The following is a 20,461-nucleotide window of genomic DNA, read 5'->3' as shown; positions in this document are numbered from 1 at the left end:
AGATAAAGGAAATAAATATGAGTGAATTATTAAGTAAAGAAGATTTTGAAAAAAAACTAAAAGATATGGGATCAATGTATCATATTCATCATCCTTTTCATGTAAGAATGTATGAGGGGTCTTGTACTAAAGAAGAGATACAAGGTTGGGTTGCTAATAGATTTTATTACCAATGTGCAATTCCAATAAAAGATGCTGCTATTATGTCAAATAATCCTCCTATTGAAGATAGAAGAAAATGGGTTGATAGAATACTAGATCATGATAGTGTTGGTGGTGGAATTGAAGCTTGGCTTGATTTAGGTGTTGCAGTTGGTTTAAAAAAAGAAGATTTAGAATCTCATAAATTTGTATTACCAGCTGTTAAATTTGCAGTTGATGCTTATGTTAATTTTGCAAGAAGAAGTCCATGGAAAGAAGCTGCAATGTCATCTTTAACTGAAATGTTTGCACCTCAAATTCATCAACAAAGATTAGACACTTGGCCTAAAAATTATCCTTGGATAGAACAAAATGGTTTAAGATATTTTCAAAAAAGATTAAGTGAAGCTAGACGTGATGTTCAGCACGGACTTTCAATGACATTAGTTGAGTTTGATACAGTAGAGTTACAAAATAGAGCATGTGAAATATTACAGTTTAAATTAGATATTCTATGGACAATGTGTGATGCTTTATATTTAGCATATGAATTAAAAAGACCACCATATTTTAACATTAAGGATTGTAATGCAACTAGAAAAATCACTTGCGATTAATGCGCACTTTCAATTACAGTGGGAAGAAAAGCAAAATTGTTTTGTATTGTTATATCCAGAAGGAATGGTTCAACTAAGCCAAAGTGCTGGTGAGATTATGAATTTATGTAATGGAGAAAATACAACTTTAAATATTACAGATTTACTAGAAAAAAAATTTAATTTAGTTGGTTTACAAAGTGATATTATAGAGTTTTTAGAAGACGCAATGAATAGAAAGTGGGTAATTTATAATGACTAATGAAATAAAACCTCCGTTATGGATACTTTTGGAATTAACACATAAATGTCCTTTAGAATGTTCATATTGTTATAACCAATTAGATTTTACAAATACAAAAGATGCTATGAGTAAAGCTGATTGGTTTAGAGTTATGGATGAAGCAAGAGATATGGGTGCTGTACAACTTGGAATTTCTGGTGGAGAGCCACTTTTAAATAAAGACTTAGTTGAAATTGTAGAGTATGCAAATAATAAAAAGTTTTATACAAACCTTATTACTTCTGGTGTTGGTGCTCCAAAAGGAATTGTAAAAAAGCTAAAAGAAGCAGGACTTAAAACTGTGCAATTAGGTATTCAATCTCATGATAGAAATACTATGACATTGATTACTAATAATAAAAATTCATATGATGAAAAAATTGCCTTTGCCAAAGAAGTAAAAGAAGCAGGACTTCAGCTTATAATTAATACTTGTATAACAAGACAAAATATTCATCAAGTAGGTGAAATTATCGAGTTTGCAGACAAACTTGAAGGAAACTATCTTGAAATTGCAAATATTCAATATTATGGGTGGGCATTAAAAAATATAAATGCACTTCTTCCAACACAAGAGCAGTTAGATGAAGCAAAAAGAGTAACAGATTCTTACAGAAGTAAAGAAAAAGCTATGAAAGTATTTTTTGTAGTTCCTGATTATTTTGCAGATCGTCCAAAAGCATGTATGAATGGATGGGGAACAACTTTTTTAACTATTAATCCAGACGGTGTTGCACTTCCATGTAATACAGCAAATACTTTACCATTAGAGTTTCCAAATGTAAAAGAGTTTTCAATTGAGCAAATTTGGAATGAATCTCATGCTTTCAATTATTTCAGAGGTGATAGCTGGATGAATCCAACATGTGCAACTTGTGATGAAAAAGAGAAAGATTTTGGAGGGTGTCGATGTCAAGCCTTTGCACTTACAGGAGATATGAATGAAGCTGATCCTGTTTGTTCAAAATCTGATTTTCATCATGTAGTTACTGATAAAGTTGCTGAAAGTTTAGGTACTACAGATGCAAAGATATGGTATAGAAATAGAAAAAATTCACTATTACTTTCTTAGAAGTTTAGATTATGAAATTTAATTTCATAATCTAGAGTTTTTGTCAGTCTATCTTCTTTTTTTACTTCTAGTTTTAGAAACTCTCTTTGGATTAATTTTAAAATTATAATTAAGATATTTTTTTATCATTAATTCAGAAATATCATACATCTCATCAATATCTGTTTTAACTTTCCATGTAGTTTTATTGTCTTTATTTGCTATATTTTTTTTAAGTTCTAAATTGTTTTTATTATATATTTGTAATATTTTTTCAATTGGAAAATTATCTATTAATGGATATAAATTTAAAGATTTTCCATGCTCTTTTTTATAATTATAAAGTAGTGAGAAGGCTAATAATTCGGGAATCCACATTGAACCTTTTTGTATCTTTGTAGAAAAAATAGCACTTAGATACTTATAATAGTCTCTCATAGGCTCTAAACTTCTTTTTATTTTACTATTTAGTGCTGATGGATTTGGGTTTTTATATAAATTTACTAAAGTATCTTTGCTTATAATATTTGAATCAAGATAATTTGTAAGACTTTCTACACTTTTATTTATAAGTGTTATATCACTTTTACTAGCACTTATAAGCATTGGATTTGAATCATCAGAGAAATCTAACTTATCAAAATCATTTAGTAAGGAGTGTACAACTAAAAGTAGAGTATCAACTTTTAGTTTTTGTAAATTAATACCTTCACATTGTTTTAATACTAATTTAATTTGACTTTCATTATTCATAATAATCCTACTTGTAAAACTTAAGCACCATTGTATTGATTTTTTTAAATTAGTTCTTCTTATTTATTGCTATAATAATGTTCTATTTGTGCTAATTTATTGGTTTGTTTGTGTTAAAATATATTATGAAAAAAGAAACTCTAGAAAAAAGAACAAAAATAGCTAATGATATTTTGTACTATATTTATACTCATATTGAAATACATATTGATTTAGAAGAGCTTAGTATTGATTTAAAGGTAAGTAAATTTCATATGCATCGTATTTTTAAAGAGGTATTTGGACGAAATATTTATGAAAGTATTAAATCAATTAGATTACAAAAAGCATCAAATCTACTTTTAACAAATAAATACTCTACAATTTCTAATGTAGCAAATATGTGTGGCTATTCATCTCAATCCTCTTTTATAAAAATTTTTAAAGATAGATTTGAACAAACTCCTAAACAGTGGAGAAAAGGTGGATATAAAGAATACTCAAATAAAATTTTAGAACAACTTGAAATTGCCAAAAATTCAACAGCAGACTTTTCAAATGTAAAGCCTGATATTGTAAAAATGCCAGCGATGAAAAGCTACTATATAAGGAACAAAGGTTATACATCCAATATCAAAGAAACTTGGCAAAAACTTAAAACTTGGGTTTTAATAAATGAAATTAAAGATTATAAACAAATCGCACTTTTTCATGATAATCCTACAATCACACCTCTAGATGATTGTCAATATATAGCTTGTATAGTTCCAAGCAATGATGAGAAAATAAATAGTGATAGACTTCCTTCTTTTAATATAGCTTCAGGTGTTTATGCAAAATTTGATTTGCAAGGTAAGCAAGGAGATGTTTTAAAATTCATTCATTGGGTTTATCATGAATGGCTTCCAAAAAGTGAGTATGAAACAACAACAAAACCATCTTATACTGTTTATAGAAAGAATAATCATTTAAATAATTCAAATGAATTTGACATTAGTTTTTATGTTTCTATTAATTTTTAGGATTTGAAATTTGAAATTTGAAATAAAGATAAAAAGACTTAATTAGGTCTTTCTACCATATATCCACTTCCTCTAATGTTTTTGATAAAATCTTCTTTTAGTACTTTTTTAACTCTATTTACTTCTGCTCTTATTGTTGCATTATCTATAAAGTCATCATTCCATACATAGTTTCTAAACATATCATATTGAACTACTAAGCTTCTATTATGTGCTAGTAACTCAATAATTTGTATTTGTCTTTTTGGTAAAATATGAGGTTCATTATTAAACAATAAAGTCATAGTTTCTGAATCATAAGAATAATTCTTTGATAGTCTTTTATGTCTTTGAGGAACAATAGTTGTTTTTAAAATCTTGTTTATTCTAATAGTTAACTCTTTTAAATGAAATGGTTTTTTCAAATAATCATGACAGCCAATATCAAAGGCTCTTGAAATATCTTCAATTTCAATAAGTGCTGATATATAAATTGTTGGAATCATTCTTTTTTGTTCATGTAAACTTTCTAATATTGTAAAACCATTAATATCAGGTAAGTTAATATCTAAGATTAACAAGTCAAATTTTTCTTCACTTAAAGTTTGTATACACTCTTTTCCTGTAGTTGCACTTTTTACAACATGTCCTGTTGAGCCTAAGTATTCACTTATCATCTCATTTAACATTACGTCATCTTCTAATAGTAATATTTTCATTTTATTTCCTTAAATATATATGTAAATGATGCCCAGTTTTCACCTGACTCTAGTTGTATACCAACATTTTCTTCACTACAAATTCTTTTTACTAGATTTAATCCAAGTCCAAAACCTTCTTGGTCACTTATTTGTTCTCTATAATACTCTTCAAATATTTTTTGTTGATCTAGTATTTGCTTTGAACGACTTTCAATTACTAAATAACAATCTTGGTTTATAACATTCATTTTTACTTTTATTGTTTCATTTGGTAGTGAATATTTAATTGCATTTGTAAGGTTATTATCTACAATTCTTTGAAGTTTAATTTCATTAAAGTTTAATAGTATTATTTTTCTTTGCGATGAGAAGTCAAAATTACATTTAAATTTTATTGCAGATTGTGAGAAGAAATCAATTCTTGATCTTACAAAATCAACAAGGTTTATTTCATGTGTTGCTTCATTGACTTGATTTTTTTTAATTAAATAGCTTAAGTCATCATATATACTTGAAATATTTTTCATAGCAACTTCAATATTCGTCATATGTTTATTTTTACCACTTTCCATTTCATACATTTCAATATTCCCCATAATAATTGATAAAGGAGTATTTGTTTCATGAACTGCATGTTTTAGAAATTGTTTTTGAGAATCTACTAGATTTTGCGCATAAATCTTTCCTTCTTCTAGTTCTTTTGATTGTTCATTATAATCTTTTGATGATTGTTGTATTAAATGAGTCAAGGCTTGTAAACTTCTGGCATGTTCACTTATTGGCTGATTTGATGTTTGAATATCACATGATGTTTTTTTATTTGTATCATCAATTTTCTCACTTAAAGCAACAATAGTAAATGTTTGATTTAGTAATTCATTATTTCCATTATCATGATAAAACTCTCCATAAGTAAAGAAACCTGAAGTAGGGGCGATTTGTGAAAAAGGCTTTATTTCAATTTCAACCATACTTGGCATATATCTTCTTCTTGCCATACATGAGTAAATGAAAAAAGATTGAGTGTCTTTTATATTACATGTATCAAATAAGGACTCTAAGGGATTACTCATGATAAGTTCTACATTACCAAAACCTAATTTTACATTATCTCCTTCATATAAATTACCTGCAAAACTAAGACTTCCATCTTTATGTTTATTTATAACAGCACGTGCTACTGGTAAACCATTTCTATGTGCAATTAATGGAAATTCAATTCCAGTAGCTGGAAGTGCTTTTGCTACATACTCTCCTAAATACTTTTCATAAAAGTCTAAAGGTTTCATTCCTGATATTTGATACACTCTATTATCTTTAACTTTATCAATAGTATGTTCTATTCCAATTGGTGACCAATTAAAATTGTAAGCATTACAAACTTTTAATATTTTGGAGTTTAAAGCAACTCCTACTGCACCATTTATAATAACTTCACCTTGTGAAGAAACAAAGGTTTGTGTAAAGTTTGCATTATCACCTGCCATTCCTCCTGAAACTATTACCTTATTATTTACAGATTGAATACCTTTTATAAAAGCTTCACCATTTGTCTTTGCACCATCAGAAAATGTAATAAGAAGTTTAGTATCTTCTTTGCATAACTTTTGAGCTAATTCAACACCATTTGTAAAAGAGTCTTTTTTTCTTACAAAAGTTGTTTCTAATGTAGTATTTTCAAATATTGAAATAGAAATAATTGTATGGCAAGTTGTTACTTTACTATTATTAATTTCTCCATCAGTAGATGAACCTATACAAATAGCTTGTGGAAGTTTTTCTAATAATTGTGTTGCAATTGCTTTTAATACATTTTTATTATGTCCGCAAAAAATTTGTATTAGAATGTTTTTTTCTTTTTTTAATAATGAAAAGTCTATTAATATATCTAAGTCTTCTTCATTATATGTATAGTTAAATGTTTTCATAAAATATTGTATCATATATATTAAAAATTTAGAAGAAAAAAAACGAGTTAAAAGTACCTAAAATTGGGAAATTGTAACAAAAAAACGCAGCGCTATATTCAAGCTATACAATAGCTATAATTAGGCTATAAATCTCATGTAGAATTTCACTAAGCAAAAAACATAAACTCTTTTAAAGAGATGTTTTTTAAAAAAATAAAAACTAAAAGGATATAAAATGGCATACGCTAAACCTCAATATAAAGAACAATTTGAAAATTTCATCGGTGGAGAATGGGTTGCACCATTAAGTGGAGAATATTTTGATAATATCTCACCTGTAGATGGAGAAGTTCTTACAAGAATTCCAAGATCAAATGAAGCTGATGTAGATGCAGCAGTTGCAGCTGGTATGGTTGCTTTTGAATCATTCAAGCATTCTACAGTAATTGAAAGATCAACTATGTTAAATAAAATTGCAGATGCAATTGAAGAAAACTTAGAAGCTTTAGCAATTGCTGAAACTTTAGATAATGGTAAAGCAGTAAGAGAAACACTTGCAGCTGATGTACCTTTAGTTGTTGATCACTTTAGATATTTTGCATCTGTTATTAGAGGTGAATCTGGTGATGTTTCTGACTTAGACGAAAATACAATTTCTCAAGAAATTCATGAGCCTTTAGGTGTTGTTGCTCAAATTATTCCATGGAACTTCCCATTATTAATGGCAGCTTGGAAAATTGCACCAGCATTAGCAGCAGGAAATGCAGTTGTATTAAAGCCAGCATCAGCGACTCCAATGTCAATTTTAATGTTAATGGAAACAATTCAAGAAGTTCTTCCAAAAGGTCTTGTTAATATTATTAATGGTGCTGGTGGAAAAATTGGTAAGCATTTATCAACTCATCCAGATATCAAAAAAGTTGGATTTACAGGAGAAACTACAACTGGTCAATTAATTATGCAGTATGCAACTGAGAATATTATTCCTTCTACATTAGAACTTGGTGGTAAATCGCCAAATATTTTCTTAGAATCAATTATGGATAAAGATGATGAATTCTTCGATAAAGCAATCGAAGGTTTAGTATTATTCGCATTTAACTCAGGTGAAGTTTGTACAGCACCAACTAGAGCATTAATTCAAGAATCAATTTATGAGCCATTTATGAAAAGATGTTTAGAAAGAATTGAAGCAATTACACAAGAAAACCCATTAGATCCAACTACTAAAATGGGTGCACAGTGTTCAGTTTCACAAAAAGAGAAAATTCTTTCTTATATTAAAATTGGTAAAGATGAAGGTGCTGAGTGTTTAATTGGTGGTGAAGCTTATGATAATAAAACTTTCCCTAATGGAAACTATATCAAGCCTACAATCTTTAAAGGTCATAACAAAATGAGAATCTTCCAAGAAGAAATTTTTGGACCAGTTTTAGCAGTAACTACTTTTAAAACAGAAGAAGAAGCACTTGAAATTGCAAATGACACTATCTACGGATTAGGTTCAGGAGTATGGTCAAGAGATGCTCACCAATTACATAAATTCTCAAGAGGAATTGAAGCTGGTAGAGTTTGGGTAAATTGTTACCACATGTACCCATCTCATGCATCATTTGGTGGATATAAAAAATCAGGAATCGGAAGAGAAACTCACATGATGATGTTAAACTCTTACAGACACACAAAAAATATCTTAACATCTTACTCAAAAGATGCTATGGGATTCTTCTAGGCCAAAAGCCTTAAATCTAAACAGTTAAGATAAATGCATAGAAGATTTCTTCTATGCATTTTTTTTTGCATCTTACATAATATAAAGGATTTATTATGAGTATAGAAAGAGTAGCTATAACTCCTGCAGCAGCAGAAGTAGTTGAAAGATTAAAAAAAGAAAATGGCGAGTTAGTATTTAACCAAAGTGGCGGTTGCTGTGATGGAACTGCTCCTATGTGTTATGCTAAAAGTGATTTTTATGTTCCAAGTAGAAATGTTAAATTAGGTGAAGTATGTGGAGTTGAGTTTTTTATTGATAAAGACCAATTTGAATACTTTAGACATTCTCATATTACTATTGATGTTAAAGAAGAAAAGGGTGCTTTTGGTAATTCTTTTTCTCTAGAGATTGATTTAGGTTATCAGTTTATTACCGTTTCACGGATTTTTACTGATGAAGAATATAATCAGTTAAGCCCTGAAGAGAAAAAATAGAAAAATAAAAAGTAGAATTTATTTTCTACTTTTTATTTTTCTTGCTCATTTGTAACAAGTGCTAAGTTAGATAAATCATATTTTTGAAGCAAATCTAAAACTTTTATTACTCTTTGATATTCAACTTTTTTATCTATTCTAACTATTACAGATTTACTTTTGTTTTCAATTGCTTTCAAGTTTTCTTCAAGTGATTCAAACGATACTTCAATACCTTTAATAGCTAGTTTTTGTGAGCTTAACTCAATAAATACTTGATCTTTATCTACTTGCATTTCTTTTGCATTTGAACTTGGTAAATCAAGTATTAAAGCTAATTCATCTTTTTTAAAAACAGAAGAAACAATAAAAAATATTAAAAGAATAAAAACAACATCAATAATTGGAGTTAAGTCTAAGCCTAGTGCTTCTCTTCTTTTCATTTATTTATGAACCAACTATTTCTTTTTTAGCTTTTAATTCAATTGCATCAAGCATTGAAATAAAATGATTATATGCAATATGATGAGGAATGGCTACTATTAAACCTGCAATTGTAGTAATTAATGCAATTGCAATACCATTTGAAAAAATAGTAGGATCACCTAATCCACTTTTAGTAATTGCTTCAAAAGATTTATATACACCAAATACTGTTCCTAAAAGACCAAGTAAAGGTGCAATAGTTGCAATATTCTTAATAAGTGTTAGTCCAGATTCAAGTTTTTTAACTTCATATTCTATTTGTGAAAATATTGTAGATTTACTATTTAAATCAGTTTTACTTTTTATTCTTTCTATCATTGCATTTTTTCGAGGAAGTGTAAAAAACTTCCAAAGAATTATTGTAAATCCAATTGCATTAAGTGCAATTAAAATATAAACTATTATTCCACCTTTATCAATATAATCCATTAAAACCATAAATACCTCATAAATTTTTCTTTTATTGTACAAAACTTTTGTTAATAGATGGTACAATTTTTTATGAACTATACAAATTCCCCAATACAACAAATTACATTTAACAATCAAGAGATTTTTGTAAAAAGAGATGATTTATTGCATAAAGACTTTTCAGGAAATAAAGCTAGAAAGTTTTACTATTTTTTAAAAAATGACTTTAAAGATATTAAAAAAGTAGTATCTTATGGTTCTTGTCAATCTAATGCTATGTACTCCCTTTCTTGTCTTTGCAAAATTAGAAATTGGGATTTTGAGTATTATGTTGACCATATTCCAAGCTATTTAAAAGATAAGCCAATTGGTAATTATAAGGGTGCTTTAGATAATGGTATGTGTATTATTGAAAAAGAATTAGAAAAAGAAATCCCATCAAAATTTGAAGAGGACACAATTTTTATTCCTGAAGGTGGAGCTTTGCAAGAAGCTCAATATGGAATAAAAATACTAGCAGATGAAATAATATCATGGTCAAAAGAAACAAAACAAAAAGACTTAAAAGTTTTTTTACCCTCAGGTACGGGAACAACTGCTTTATATTTACAAAAGTATTTACCTTTTGAAGTATTAACATGCGCTTGTGTAGGTGATAGTGAATATTTGAAAAAACAATTTAATCTTTTAGAAAGAAATAATCATCCAACAATTTTAGAAATGGAAAAAAAATACCATTTTGGGAAATTATATAAAGAGTTTTATGAAATTAATAAACAGTTAAATAAACAAACAAATATTGAATTTGATTTGCTTTATGATTCTTTAGGGTGGTTATGTGTAAATAAGCATTTAAATACTAAGAAATATAATATTTTATACATACATCAAGGCGGATTACTAGGTAATATATCAATGAGAGAAAGATATAACTATAAATATGATAAAATCCAATAAAAATTCGGAAAACTATGCTATCAAAAAATGAAAAAAAGATATTAAAACTAATTAAATATACTCCCGTTTTAATAGTAGGTTTCTTTTCAATCCTTATAACTTATCTAATTTTTTTAGATAAAAACATACAATACAAAAAAGATGTAGATTCTTTAAAAAGTAGATTTCTTGAAGATAATAAAAATAGAATAAACTTAGAAGTAAATCGAATTTATAATTATATACTTCATGAAAAAACTAATAGTGAAAAAAGACTTAAAATTTTACTTAAAGAAAAAGTAAATGAAGCTCATAAAAATATGACATTTATATATGAAAAATATAAAGACAAAGAGTCAAAAGAACAAATAATAAATAGAATAAAAGATTCATTACGTAATTATAGATTTAATCACAATAGGGGATATTTTTATATTTATGAAAAAAGTGGTAAAAATATTCTATTACCAACTAAAAAACATCTAGAAGGGAAAGATTTTTGGGAATATAAAGATTCAAAAGGTTCTTTTATAATTCAAGATATGGTTAAATTACTTAAAAATAATAGTGAATCTTTTTATGAATGGTATTGGTACAAACCAAATGATAATACGAAACAAAAAAGAAAATTAGGAATTATAAAAGAATTTGAAGCATATGATTTATTTGTTGGGACTGGTGAATATATTGAAGATTTTGAAAATGAATTAAAAGAAAAAGTATTATCTTATATTCAAGATTTAAAATACTCAAAAAATGGCTATGTATTTATTTTGGATTTTGAAGGTAAATATTTAGCCCATGTCAAAAAAGAGTATATAGGTTTAAATAGAATATCTTTAAAAGATAAGAATAATTTTATGATTACAAAAGAGATTATAAAACATGCTAAAAATGGCTCTGGATTCTTAAAATATATTGGAACAGTAAAACCAAATACAAATTTGCCTGCTGAAAAAACTACTTATGTTAAAGGTTTTGCACCATGGGAATGGGCAATTGCAACTGGCTTTTATACAGAAGAATTAGAAGAACAATTAAAAAAGAAAGAAAAAGAAATAGAAAAAAATAATGCTGATGATATTTTTAATTTTCTTTTAATTAGCGCAATACTAATTTTTATTTTTATTTTATTGTCTTTTTACATATCAAAAATCCTAGAAAAGCAATTTTTAAAATATAAAAAAGAAGTTTCTTCACATATTGAAGAAAATAGAAAAAAAGATACTGTTTTAGCACAACAATCAAAAATGGCAGCAATGGGAGAAATGCTTCAAAATATTGCACATCAATGGAGACAGCCATTAAATACGATTAGTACTATTTCTAGTGGAATTAAATTTAAAAAAGAGTTTGGATTATTAGAAGATGATGAACTTATAAAATCAATGGATAGTGTTAATGGTTCTGTTATGTATTTATCCCAAACTATTGAAGATTTTAGAGAGTTTTTTAACCCAGATAAAAAAATAAGTACTTTTGATTTAAAAAAGACAATCAATAAAGCAATAAAACTTCTTGAAATACAATTTGAAAATAAAAATATATTAATAATAAAAAATGTTGAAGAAGTTCAAATTCATGGCTATGAAAATGAACTAATACAAGTAATAATAAATATTTGTAATAATTCAAGAGATGAATTAATAAAAAAAGACCAAAACGAAAAAATTATAATCATTGATATGTATAAAAAAGATAATGAAATAAAACTTATCATAAAAGACAATGCAGGTGGAATTAAAGAAAATATACTAAGTAGAGTATTTGAACCTTATTTTACTACAAAACATAAAAGTCAAGGTACTGGAATAGGGCTTTATATGTCTCAAGAAATCATAGTAAAACATATGAAAGGTTCAATTATTGTGTATAATGAAGAGTTTAGCCATAATGGAATAAAATATAAAGGTGCAACTTTTGAAATAACTCTTCATTAGATTAAGTAAATTAATATAGGGATTGAAAATGCTTTCAGGAAATGAAAAGAAAATTATTAACTTTATTAATTATTTACCTTTCTTAGTATTCATCTGTTTATTACTTCTTATATTCCTTATTTATTTACATAATATTTCTACATATCAAAAAGATGTAAATAATTTAAAAAAAACTTTTATAAAACAAAACAAAGAAATTATTAACTCAGAAGTAAATAGAGTATATAAATATATAGTACATGAAAAATCAAATAGTGAAGAAAGATTAAAAGAATCTGTAAAAAATAGGGTTAATGAAGTACATTCTATAATAACTGCCAATTACAATAAATATAAAGATATAGAAACAAAAGAACAAATTACACAGAGAATAAAAGATATTTTAAGAAATTATAGATATAACAATAAACAAGGCTACTTCTTTATAAATAATTTTGATGGTTTAAATGTTTTACACTCCTTGAATCCTTCACTTGAAGGTACCAATATAAGTAATTTAAAAGACAAAAGAGGGAATTTTACTTTTCTTGATTCTATAAAAACTTTAAAAAATAAGAATAGTTCTTTTACTACAGTATATTGGGGTAAAGAAAATGATTTAGATAATGATTATAAAAAGATTAATTACAATAAAGTATTTAAGCCATATAATTGGTTTATAGGTACTGGAGAATATGTTGTTGATTTTGAAAAAAAGCTTAAAAATAAGATACTTTCATATATTAGTTCTCTTCGGTATTCTGAATATGGTTATGTTTTTATTATTGATTATGAGGGAAATTATTTAGCTCATATTAAAAAGAATTATTTAGGTCTTAACCGAATTAATTTAGTAGATAAAAATGGTGTTGAGATTACAAAAGAGATTATTAAAACTGCTAAAAATGGAGATGGTTATATCCAATATATGGGTACAATTAAACCAGAACCTAATATTGCTTCACCTAAAACTACTTATACCAAAGGTTTCCAAGACTGGAACTGGGCCGTTTCAAGTGGTTTCTATCATTATGAATTAACTAAAAAACTAAAATTAAAAGAATTAGAACTTTATAATAAAAATAAAAAAGAGCTAATAAGTTTATTAAGTATAAGTATAATTTTTTTAATAGTATTTACATTATTATCTTTATATATTTCAAGGTTATTAAAAAAAGAATTTTCAAGATATAAGAGTGAAGTTTTTAAGTACATAGAAAATAATAGAGAAAAAGATAATCTTCTAGCACAGCAATCAAAAATGGCTGCAATGGGAGAAATGCTTCAAAATATTTCACATCAATGGAGGCAGCCTTTAAGTTTAATAAGTACTATTTCTACAGGAATAAAAGTAAATAAAGAATTAGGCCTTTTTGACGAAAAGACATTAATAGAATCGATGACAAGGATTAATGATTCTACAAAGTATTTATCTCAAACAATTGAAGATTTTAGAGATTTCTCAAACCCAAATAAAAAACAAATTGAATTTGATTTAAGAAAAACAATTAAAAAAGCAATAAGTTTACAAGAAGTACAGTTTAAAGAAGAAGATATTAAACTAATTTCTTATCTTGATAAAATAAAAGTATTTGGATACGAAAACGAGTTGATTCAAGTTCTTCTTAATATAATTAATAACTGTAAAGATGAATTTAAAAGATCAAATCTTGAAGAAAGAATAATTATTATTGAACTTATAAAGAAAAACAAAAAAGCAAATATACTTATAAAAGATAATGCAGGTGGAATTGATGAAAGTATTATAAATAGAGTCTTTGAACCATATTTCACAACAAAAGACAAAAGTCAAGGTACAGGTATAGGACTTTATATGTCAAGGGAAATAATTGTAAAACATTTGGAAGGTTCCATAAGTGTTAAGAATAAAGAATTTACTTTTAATAAAAAAGAGTATAAAGGTGCAAGGTTTAAAATATCTCTTGATTTAAAAAATTAAGTTAAATCTTTTTTATACTCTTTTATTTAAGTTTAGATATAATCGCTAACTATGAAAAAGAACAATATAATATTAATAGGTTTTATGGGTGTTGGCAAGGGTACAATTGCAAGAGGATTAGTGAATAATTCTACTATGTTTGCTATTGATACTGATGATTTAATTGAAAGTATGGAAAACCGAAAAATAAAAAAGATTTTCGAAATTGAAGGTGAACCTTACTTTAGAAATTTAGAAAAGAAAACTGCACTATGGTTGGAAGATAATGTATCAAACACGATTATTTCAACTGGTGGAGGTTTTTATAAGCAAGAAAATATTAACAATATTGGAAAAGTAGTTTATTTGAAATCATCTTTTCAAGGGATTTTAGACAGAATAAACGCTTGTCCAAATGCAGATAAAAAACTTAAAAAAAGACCACTTTTACAAAATCTAGAAGAAGCTACAAAGCTTTATGATTCAAGAGTAAGTGATTATGAGAGAGTAGCTGATATTGTTATTGATGTTGAGAAAAAAGAATTAAAAATTATTGTTGAAGAGATTTTAGGACAGATATAAATGAAAATAATAAATACGCAAGATAAAAATTTTAAAGAAGAGTTTGATGGAATTTTAGCACGTGCTAAAAGTGACATAAAAGGTGTTTCATCAATTGTTACAGGAATTATTGACGAAATCGTTGAAGAAGGTAATACAGCTTTAAAAAGACATATTTCAAAGTTTGATAAATGGGAAGTTAAAGATGACAATGAGCTTTTAATTTCAACTGTTGATATGGAAAATGCTTATAATAATATTGATGAAAAATTAAGACAAGCACTTCATACGACATACGATAGAATTAAAAAATATCACGAAAAACAACTTCCTAAATCATGGTTAGATTTTGAATCAAATGGAACTATTCTAGGTCAAAAAGTATCAGCAGTTGATAGAGCTGGACTTTATATTCCTGGTGGAAAAGCAGCATATCCAAGTTCTCTTTTAATGAACGCAATTCCTGCAATTGTAGCTGGAGTTGAAGAGATAGTTGTTTGTACTCCTACACCTGATAATGAAATAAATGAATTGCTTTTAGCAGCTTGCCACCTTTGTGGAATTAAAAAAGCTTATAAAGTAGGTGGTGCATCAGCAGTTGCAGCAATGGCATATGGAACGGAAACTATTCCAAAAGTTGATGTAATAACTGGTCCTGGTAATATTTTTGTAGCAACTGCTAAAAAATTAGTATTTGGGGAAGTAAATATTGATATGATTGCAGGACCATCTGAGATTGGAATTCTTGCAGATTCAAGCGCAAAGCCTAAATACTTGGCGATTGATTTATTATCACAAGCAGAGCATGATGAAATGGCTAGTTCTATTTTGATTACAACAGATGAAAATATTGCAAAGCAAACAAGTGATGAGGTAGAAAATTACCTTAAAACTTTAGAACGTGAAACAATCGCACGAACTTCTATTGATAATAGAGGTGCTATTATTGTTGCAAGTTGCATGGATGAAGCAATTGAGCTTATGAATGAAATAGCTCCTGAGCACTTAGAAGTTATGACTGTAAATGCTTTTGAATTATTACCATATATCAAACATGCTGGAGCTATTTTCTTAGGTGAAAATACACCTGAACCTATTGGTGATTATGTAGCAGGTCCAAATCATACACTTCCAACAGGAAGTACAGCTAAGTTTTATAGTCCCTTAAATGTGGAAAATTTTATGAAAAAAAGTTCAATAATAAACTTTTCAAAAAATGCTATAAATGAACTTGGTGAAGCTTGTGCACTTCTTGCTGATACAGAAGGTTTAACAGCACATGCAAAATCAGTTAGAGTTAGATTAGAAGATAAATAGAATTATAAAATAAAATAAAAGAAAATAAAAGGAAAAATAATGTCAGTTTTTAATGAATGGTTAAGTGAAGATGAAGATGATATATTTATGGGAAGCCCAAAATCAAAGTTTTTTGATGTAAGTAGAGAGGCATCTGTTGATGTTGTTGAAGATGAATGGGATAAAGTAATTGAAAAATTAGCAGTATTAGAAATGATGCTTTCAGAAGGAAAAGGCGAAGACTTTGATATCAATCAAGTTATTAAGCAATACACTTTTGATAATATAGAAAAAGTAAATGCAGTAAAAAAAGGTTTATACGTTGAATTTACTGGTGAGATTATTTGTAGATTAGATTCATAAGGTAAAAAGTGGAAGAGTTAGAAGCTGTAAAAAGTCAAATAAAGAGATTTGTAGAAGATTGTAATGATGAAAAAAGTTTAGAATTATTAGAAAAATTAGCAACTGGAAAGATGCTAAGATCTAAACTTATTTTAAAAATTGCAGGTGAAAGTATTGAGAGTATAAAATTATGTGCAGTTGTTGAGATGATTCATGCTGCATCACTATTGCATGATGATGTTATTGATGAAGCAGATACTAGAAGAGGAAAACCTTCTGTAAATGCTTTATATGATAATAAAACATCTATTATGTTTGGAGATATTCTTTATTCAAAAGCCTTCACGCAACTTACTTTAATGGATAAAAAAATTGCATATACAGTTTCTAATGCAGTTACACTACTTAGTATTGGTGAAATGTTAGATGTAGATTTAACAAATAGTTTTAATACTTCTTATGAAAAATATAATGATATGATTTATAAAAAAACTGCTTCATTAATTGAAGCAGCAGCAAAAGCAGCAGCTATACTAGCAGGTTTAGATGAAGAGAAATATGCCCTTTATGGTAGAAACCTTGGTCTTGCTTTTCAAATGATAGATGATATTTTAGATATCACACAAGATAGTGCTACTTTAGGAAAACCTGCAATGTTGGATTTTGTAGAAGGTAAAGTAACTATTCCTTATCTTTTATTACATGAAAGATTAGAAGATAAATCAAAGCTAGAAAAATTATATAAAAAAGATTTATCACAAGAAGAATCTTCTTGGATTAAAGAGCAAATGAGTGAAACAAAAGCTTTAGAAGATTCAATTAAAATGGCAAAAGACATTGGTAATGAAGCAATACAAGCTGTTAAAGATGAAGAGAATAGTCAAACTTTAATTTTTATAATGAAAGCAATGATTGAAAGAGAGTTTTAATGAGTTATTTAATAATTAGTTTTTCTCATAAAAATACAGATATTGAAATGAGAGAAAAACTAGCTTTTGGATCTGATGAAGAAAAAGATAGATTTTTAAAATTAATTTTAGAAGATGGTATTACAAAAGAAGCAGTTTTATTATCAACATGTAATAGAGTTGAAATAATCACAAGATCTTTAAACCCCAACAATAGTGCAAAATTAATTTTAAAACAACTAGCAATTTATTCTAGCGTTGAATATGATGTTTTATATAAACGTGCAGATATTTATGATAATGATGGAGCTGTTCACCATCTTTTCACTGTTGCTTCTGCACTTGATTCACTTGTAATTGGTGAAACGCAAATTGTAGGACAGTTAAAAGATGCTTTTAGATTTTCTCAATCAAAAGGGCACTGTGACCAAAAGATTATTAGAATAATGCACTATGCTTTTAAGTGTGCAGCAACAGTAAGAAATGCAACATCATTAGGAACTGGTTCTGTTTCAGTGGCTTCCACAGCAGTTGCAAAAGCAAAAGATATTATCAAAAATACATGTGGTGTAAAAGCTCTTGTAATTGGTGCTGGAGAAATGAGTGAATTAACAATCAAGCATTTACTTTCAAGTGGTTTTGATGTAATTTTAACAAGTAGAGATATTAAAAAAGCTCAAAATTTAGCAAATAGTTTTGAAGAAAATATTGATGTAGCACCTTATGAGAGTTTATCTACACTTTTAGGTCAAGTTCCTGTAATGATAACAGCAACTTCAGCTCCCTATCCAATTATTACAGAAGATAATACTCCTGATGTAGATTTTCAAAGATATTGGTTTGATATTGCAGTTCCAAGAGATATAGATGATATTAATAAATTTGGTTTAGAGATTTATTCAGTTGACGATTTACAAGATATAGTAAATGAAAATATGAGTTTAAGAGCAGAACAAGCTAAAACTGCATATTCAATTGTAAGTAAAATGTCTTTAGAATTTTACGATTGGTTAAAATCTTTAGATATAGAACCAGTTGTAAAAAACCTTTATACAAAAGCTGATTCTGTGATAGATAAAAAAGTAGAACATGCAATAAAAAAAGGTTTTATAAGAGCTGAAGATGAAGAGAATATTAGAAAACTTTGTCAAACAGTTATTACAGAATATCTACACACTCCATCAAAGAAATTAAAGAATATTTCTAAAAATATGGAATGTGATATTGTAGTAGGAACAATACAAAATATGTTCGCACAAAATAGTGATGAAAATCATGAACAATACAAATGTGAACATTTATCAAAAAATTAAAATAGGATAACAATTAATGAAATTTAGCAGATTATTTATGCCAACAACTAAAGAAGCTCCAAAAGATGCAACTTTACCATCTCATCAATATTTAGTAAGAGGTGGGTTTATTAATCAAACTGGTGCTGGAATTTATGATTTTTTACCATTAGGTAAAATTGTTCTTGAAAAAATCAAAACAATTGTAAAAGAAGAAATGGATAATGCAGGTTGTAATGAAATTCAAATGGGATTTGTTACACCAATGTCTTATTGGGATGAATCAGGTCGTTCAACTGCAATGGGTCCTGAGTTACTTAAATTTAAAGATAGAAAAGGTGCTGATTATGTATTATCACCTACAAATGAAGAAGCAGTTGTAAATATTGTAAAAAATAGAGTAACTTCATATAAAGATTTACCATTAAATCTTTATCATATCAACTTAAAATTTAGAGATGAAGCAAGACCTAGATTTGGTCTTATGAGAGGTAGAGAATTCTTAATGAAAGATGCTTATTCTTTCCACTCAACGCAAGAAGATTTAGTAAGAGAATTTAATCTAATGGAAGAGACTTATAAAAAAATCTATAATAGATTAGGTCTAGAGTTTAGAGTTGTAGAAGCTGATAGTGGTGCTATTGGTGGAAGTGGTTCAAAAGAATTTCACGTATTAGCAAATTCTGGTGAAGATACTATTGTAGTTTGTCCTGATTGTGAATATGGTGCAAATATTGAAGCTGCTGTTAGAAAAAAAAGACATTTTGATGCATGGTTTGAAAATACAAATACTCCTGCAACTATGGAAAAAGTTTTAACACAAGATTTAAAAACAATAGAAGACGTTTCAAATTTTTTAAGTGTTGCAAAAGCACAAAATATTAAAGCTGTAATGAAAAAAGCTATTTATGAAGAAAATAGTGAAGCTGTTATTTTCTTTGTAAGAGGTGATGATGAACTAGAAGAAACAAAAGCTTGTAATGCTATTGCTGCTTTAGAATTAGAAGATATTTCAGAAGAAGAGCTTAAAACTGCTGGTCTAACTCCAGGTTATTGTGGACCTTTTAATTTACCTGAGGAAATTAATTTTGTAATTGATAGTGAATTAGAAAATGAAGTAGGTCTTGCTTGTGGAGCAAATGAAGAGCACTATCATTTTGTAAATACTGATTTATCTGCATTAAAAGATGCTAAATATGCTGATTTAATCACAGTTCAAGAAGGTGATATTTGTTCTTGTTGTGGTGGAAAATTAGAATATACAAAAGGAATTGAAGCTGGACATATTTTCCAATTAGGAAATAAATACTCTGAAGCAATGGATGCAAAATTCTTAGATCAAAATGGAAAATCACAATCATTTATTATGGGTTGCTATGGTGTTGGTATTTCTAGATTAGTTGCAGCTGTAATTGAGCAACATCATGACGATAAAGGATGTATTTGGACTAAAACAACTGCTCCTTTTATGGTTGATGTAATTGTTTCAAATGGAAAAAAAGAAGATGAGTTAAACGCAGGACTTAAAATCTATGAAGATTTAAAAAGTGCAGGTATTTCAACTATTATTGATGATAGAGTAAAAGAAAGATTTGGATTTAAAATGGGTGATTTTGAATTAATTGGATTCCCTTACGCTGTTGTTGTTGGTAAAAAATTACAAGATGGTTTAGTTGAAATCGTAGATAGAAAAAATACAGCAGATAAAATTGAAGTTTCAATTGAAAATGTTGTATCAAAATTACAAGAATTAATATAAAAAATTAGGA

General features: G+C 27.4%; 20 protein-coding genes. 15 read left to right on the top strand and 5 right to left on the bottom strand.

The genetic code is table 11. From position 1 onward, the window contains the following. Positions 1-17: 17 nt before the first annotated feature. The 3 genes from pqqC to pqqE are packed head-to-tail and all read left to right on the top strand — an operon-like array spanning position 18 to position 2,092. The gene (gene pqqC, locus D3Z07_RS07435; protein WP_206423273.1) at positions 18-758 is read left to right on the top strand and encodes a pyrroloquinoline-quinone synthase PqqC; all 741 of its coding nucleotides are present in this window, start codon (positions 18-20) and stop codon (positions 756-758) included. Beyond that, complete coding sequence (gene pqqD / locus D3Z07_RS07430; protein ID WP_076084073.1) at positions 730-999, top strand: pyrroloquinoline quinone biosynthesis peptide chaperone PqqD; 270 nt, start codon at positions 730-732, stop codon at positions 997-999. Before pqqC ends, pqqD begins: the two co-directional genes overlap by 29 nt. Then, positions 992-2,092: a pyrroloquinoline quinone biosynthesis protein PqqE gene (gene pqqE / locus D3Z07_RS07425; protein WP_122893496.1), complete on the top strand. Its 1,101-nt coding sequence runs from the start codon at positions 992-994 to the stop codon at positions 2,090-2,092. Before pqqD ends, pqqE begins: the two co-directional genes overlap by 8 nt. 48 nt (positions 2,093-2,140) lie before the next feature. On the opposite strand, the gene D3Z07_RS07420 is transcribed toward pqqE, so the two are convergent. After that, complete coding sequence (locus D3Z07_RS07420; protein ID WP_076084078.1) at positions 2,141-2,824, bottom strand: hypothetical protein; 684 nt, start codon at positions 2,822-2,824, stop codon at positions 2,141-2,143. 125 nt (positions 2,825-2,949) lie between these two features. Here D3Z07_RS07420 and D3Z07_RS07415 point away from each other — a divergent pair, with 125 nt between their 5' ends. Further along, entirely contained in the window at positions 2,950-3,825 is an 876-nt protein-coding gene (locus D3Z07_RS07415; protein ID WP_076089180.1) for an AraC family transcriptional regulator, read from the top strand. Between the two features lie 38 nt (positions 3,826-3,863). Here the strand turns inward: D3Z07_RS07415 and D3Z07_RS07410 are convergent, their stop codons facing one another. Next, positions 3,864-4,523: a response regulator transcription factor gene (locus tag D3Z07_RS07410; protein ID WP_076084080.1), complete on the bottom strand. Its 660-nt coding sequence runs from the start codon at positions 4,521-4,523 to the stop codon at positions 3,864-3,866. Continuing rightward, complete coding sequence (locus D3Z07_RS07405) at positions 4,520-6,433, bottom strand: FIST N-terminal domain-containing protein (RefSeq protein ID WP_122893495.1); 1,914 nt, start codon at positions 6,431-6,433, stop codon at positions 4,520-4,522. The genes D3Z07_RS07410 and D3Z07_RS07405 overlap by 4 nt, the downstream gene beginning before the upstream one ends. A 217-nt stretch (positions 6,434-6,650) precedes the next feature. Here D3Z07_RS07405 and D3Z07_RS07400 point away from each other — a divergent pair, with 217 nt between their 5' ends. After that, positions 6,651-8,147 carry an aldehyde dehydrogenase family protein gene (locus D3Z07_RS07400; protein WP_076084084.1) on the top strand — a complete coding sequence of 499 codons (1,497 nt, stop codon included), beginning with the start codon at positions 6,651-6,653 and terminating at the stop codon, positions 8,145-8,147. 95 nt (positions 8,148-8,242) lie between these two features. Beyond that, positions 8,243-8,623, top strand: a complete 381-nt coding sequence (locus D3Z07_RS07395; protein ID WP_122893494.1) for a DUF779 domain-containing protein — start codon at positions 8,243-8,245, stop codon at positions 8,621-8,623. 32 nt (positions 8,624-8,655) lie between these two features. On the opposite strand, the gene D3Z07_RS07390 is transcribed toward D3Z07_RS07395, so the two are convergent. After that, positions 8,656-9,045, bottom strand: coding sequence for an ExbD/TolR family protein (locus tag D3Z07_RS07390; protein WP_122893493.1), 390 nt, complete (start codon positions 9,043-9,045; stop codon positions 8,656-8,658). 4 nt (positions 9,046-9,049) lie between these two features. Beyond that, positions 9,050-9,526, bottom strand: coding sequence for a MotA/TolQ/ExbB proton channel family protein (locus tag D3Z07_RS07385; RefSeq protein WP_076084090.1), 477 nt, complete (start codon positions 9,524-9,526; stop codon positions 9,050-9,052). Positions 9,527-9,589: 63 nt separating this feature from the next. On the opposite strand from D3Z07_RS07385, the gene D3Z07_RS07380 reads away from it, so the two are divergent. From D3Z07_RS07380 to D3Z07_RS07340, 9 genes are read left to right on the top strand one after another with little or no spacing between them, the layout of a single operon-like run. After that, positions 9,590-10,456: a 1-aminocyclopropane-1-carboxylate deaminase/D-cysteine desulfhydrase gene (locus D3Z07_RS07380; protein WP_122893492.1), complete on the top strand. Its 867-nt coding sequence runs from the start codon at positions 9,590-9,592 to the stop codon at positions 10,454-10,456. A gap of 14 nt (positions 10,457-10,470) precedes the next feature. Then, positions 10,471-12,375: a sensor histidine kinase gene (locus D3Z07_RS07375; RefSeq protein WP_122893491.1), complete on the top strand. Its 1,905-nt coding sequence runs from the start codon at positions 10,471-10,473 to the stop codon at positions 12,373-12,375. 28 nt (positions 12,376-12,403) lie between these two features. Then, positions 12,404-14,314 (top strand): sensor histidine kinase, encoded by a 1,911-nt coding sequence (locus D3Z07_RS07370; protein ID WP_122893490.1) that lies wholly within the window; start codon positions 12,404-12,406, stop codon positions 14,312-14,314. 51 nt (positions 14,315-14,365) lie between these two features. Further along, entirely contained in the window at positions 14,366-14,875 is a 510-nt protein-coding gene (locus D3Z07_RS07365) for a shikimate kinase (protein WP_228200529.1), read from the top strand. Beyond that, the gene (gene hisD, locus D3Z07_RS07360; protein ID WP_076084103.1) at positions 14,876-16,171 is read left to right on the top strand and encodes a histidinol dehydrogenase; all 1,296 of its coding nucleotides are present in this window, start codon (positions 14,876-14,878) and stop codon (positions 16,169-16,171) included. Between the two features lie 39 nt (positions 16,172-16,210). Continuing rightward, positions 16,211-16,513 carry a DUF2018 family protein gene (locus D3Z07_RS07355; protein WP_076084106.1) on the top strand — a complete coding sequence of 101 codons (303 nt, stop codon included), beginning with the start codon at positions 16,211-16,213 and terminating at the stop codon, positions 16,511-16,513. An 8-nt stretch (positions 16,514-16,521) separates the two neighbouring features. Continuing rightward, positions 16,522-17,421 carry a polyprenyl synthetase family protein gene (locus tag D3Z07_RS07350; protein WP_122893488.1) on the top strand — a complete coding sequence of 300 codons (900 nt, stop codon included), beginning with the start codon at positions 16,522-16,524 and terminating at the stop codon, positions 17,419-17,421. After that, entirely contained in the window at positions 17,421-18,713 is a 1,293-nt protein-coding gene (hemA, locus tag D3Z07_RS07345) for a glutamyl-tRNA reductase (protein WP_076084112.1), read from the top strand. Before D3Z07_RS07350 ends, hemA begins: the two co-directional genes overlap by 1 nt. A gap of 16 nt (positions 18,714-18,729) precedes the next feature. Further along, on the top strand, positions 18,730-20,451 hold the full coding sequence (locus D3Z07_RS07340; RefSeq protein WP_122893487.1) for a proline--tRNA ligase: 1,722 nt from the start codon (positions 18,730-18,732) through the stop codon (positions 20,449-20,451). Positions 20,452-20,461: the final 10 nt, after the last annotated feature.

Origin of the sequence: Arcobacter peruensis (assembly GCF_003711085.1) — a bacterium.
In the GTDB taxonomy this organism is placed as follows: Bacteria; Campylobacterota; Campylobacteria; order Campylobacterales; family Arcobacteraceae; genus Poseidonibacter; species Poseidonibacter parvus.
The sequence above is the reverse complement of the archived record's forward strand: the minus strand, read 5'-3'. Positions and strand labels throughout refer to the sequence as shown.

Excerpts from the sequence above, each read along its gene's own strand:
- pqqC (WP_206423273.1), top strand. The coding sequence starts at position 18 with ATGAGTGAATTATTAAGTAAAGAAGATTTTGAAAAAAAACTAAAAGAT.
- pqqD (WP_076084073.1), top strand. The coding sequence starts at position 730 with ATGCAACTAGAAAAATCACTTGCGATTAATGCGCACTTTCAATTACAG.
- pqqE (WP_122893496.1), top strand. The coding sequence starts at position 992 with ATGACTAATGAAATAAAACCTCCGTTATGGATACTTTTGGAATTAACA.
- D3Z07_RS07420 (WP_076084078.1), bottom strand. The coding sequence starts at position 2,824 with ATGAATAATGAAAGTCAAATTAAATTAGTATTAAAACAATGTGAAGGT.
- D3Z07_RS07415 (WP_076089180.1), top strand. The coding sequence starts at position 2,950 with ATGAAAAAAGAAACTCTAGAAAAAAGAACAAAAATAGCTAATGATATT.
- D3Z07_RS07410 (WP_076084080.1), bottom strand. The coding sequence starts at position 4,523 with ATGAAAATATTACTATTAGAAGATGACGTAATGTTAAATGAGATGATA.
- D3Z07_RS07405 (WP_122893495.1), bottom strand. The coding sequence starts at position 6,433 with ATGAAAACATTTAACTATACATATAATGAAGAAGACTTAGATATATTA.
- D3Z07_RS07400 (WP_076084084.1), top strand. The coding sequence starts at position 6,651 with ATGGCATACGCTAAACCTCAATATAAAGAACAATTTGAAAATTTCATC.
- D3Z07_RS07395 (WP_122893494.1), top strand. The coding sequence starts at position 8,243 with ATGAGTATAGAAAGAGTAGCTATAACTCCTGCAGCAGCAGAAGTAGTT.
- D3Z07_RS07390 (WP_122893493.1), bottom strand. The coding sequence starts at position 9,045 with ATGAAAAGAAGAGAAGCACTAGGCTTAGACTTAACTCCAATTATTGAT.
- D3Z07_RS07385 (WP_076084090.1), bottom strand. The coding sequence starts at position 9,526 with ATGGTTTTAATGGATTATATTGATAAAGGTGGAATAATAGTTTATATT.
- D3Z07_RS07380 (WP_122893492.1), top strand. The coding sequence starts at position 9,590 with ATGAACTATACAAATTCCCCAATACAACAAATTACATTTAACAATCAA.
- D3Z07_RS07375 (WP_122893491.1), top strand. The coding sequence starts at position 10,471 with ATGCTATCAAAAAATGAAAAAAAGATATTAAAACTAATTAAATATACT.
- D3Z07_RS07370 (WP_122893490.1), top strand. The coding sequence starts at position 12,404 with ATGCTTTCAGGAAATGAAAAGAAAATTATTAACTTTATTAATTATTTA.
- D3Z07_RS07365 (WP_228200529.1), top strand. The coding sequence starts at position 14,366 with ATGAAAAAGAACAATATAATATTAATAGGTTTTATGGGTGTTGGCAAG.
- hisD (WP_076084103.1), top strand. The coding sequence starts at position 14,876 with ATGAAAATAATAAATACGCAAGATAAAAATTTTAAAGAAGAGTTTGAT.
- D3Z07_RS07355 (WP_076084106.1), top strand. The coding sequence starts at position 16,211 with ATGTCAGTTTTTAATGAATGGTTAAGTGAAGATGAAGATGATATATTT.
- hemA (WP_076084112.1), top strand. The coding sequence starts at position 17,421 with ATGAGTTATTTAATAATTAGTTTTTCTCATAAAAATACAGATATTGAA.
- D3Z07_RS07340 (WP_122893487.1), top strand. The coding sequence starts at position 18,730 with ATGAAATTTAGCAGATTATTTATGCCAACAACTAAAGAAGCTCCAAAA.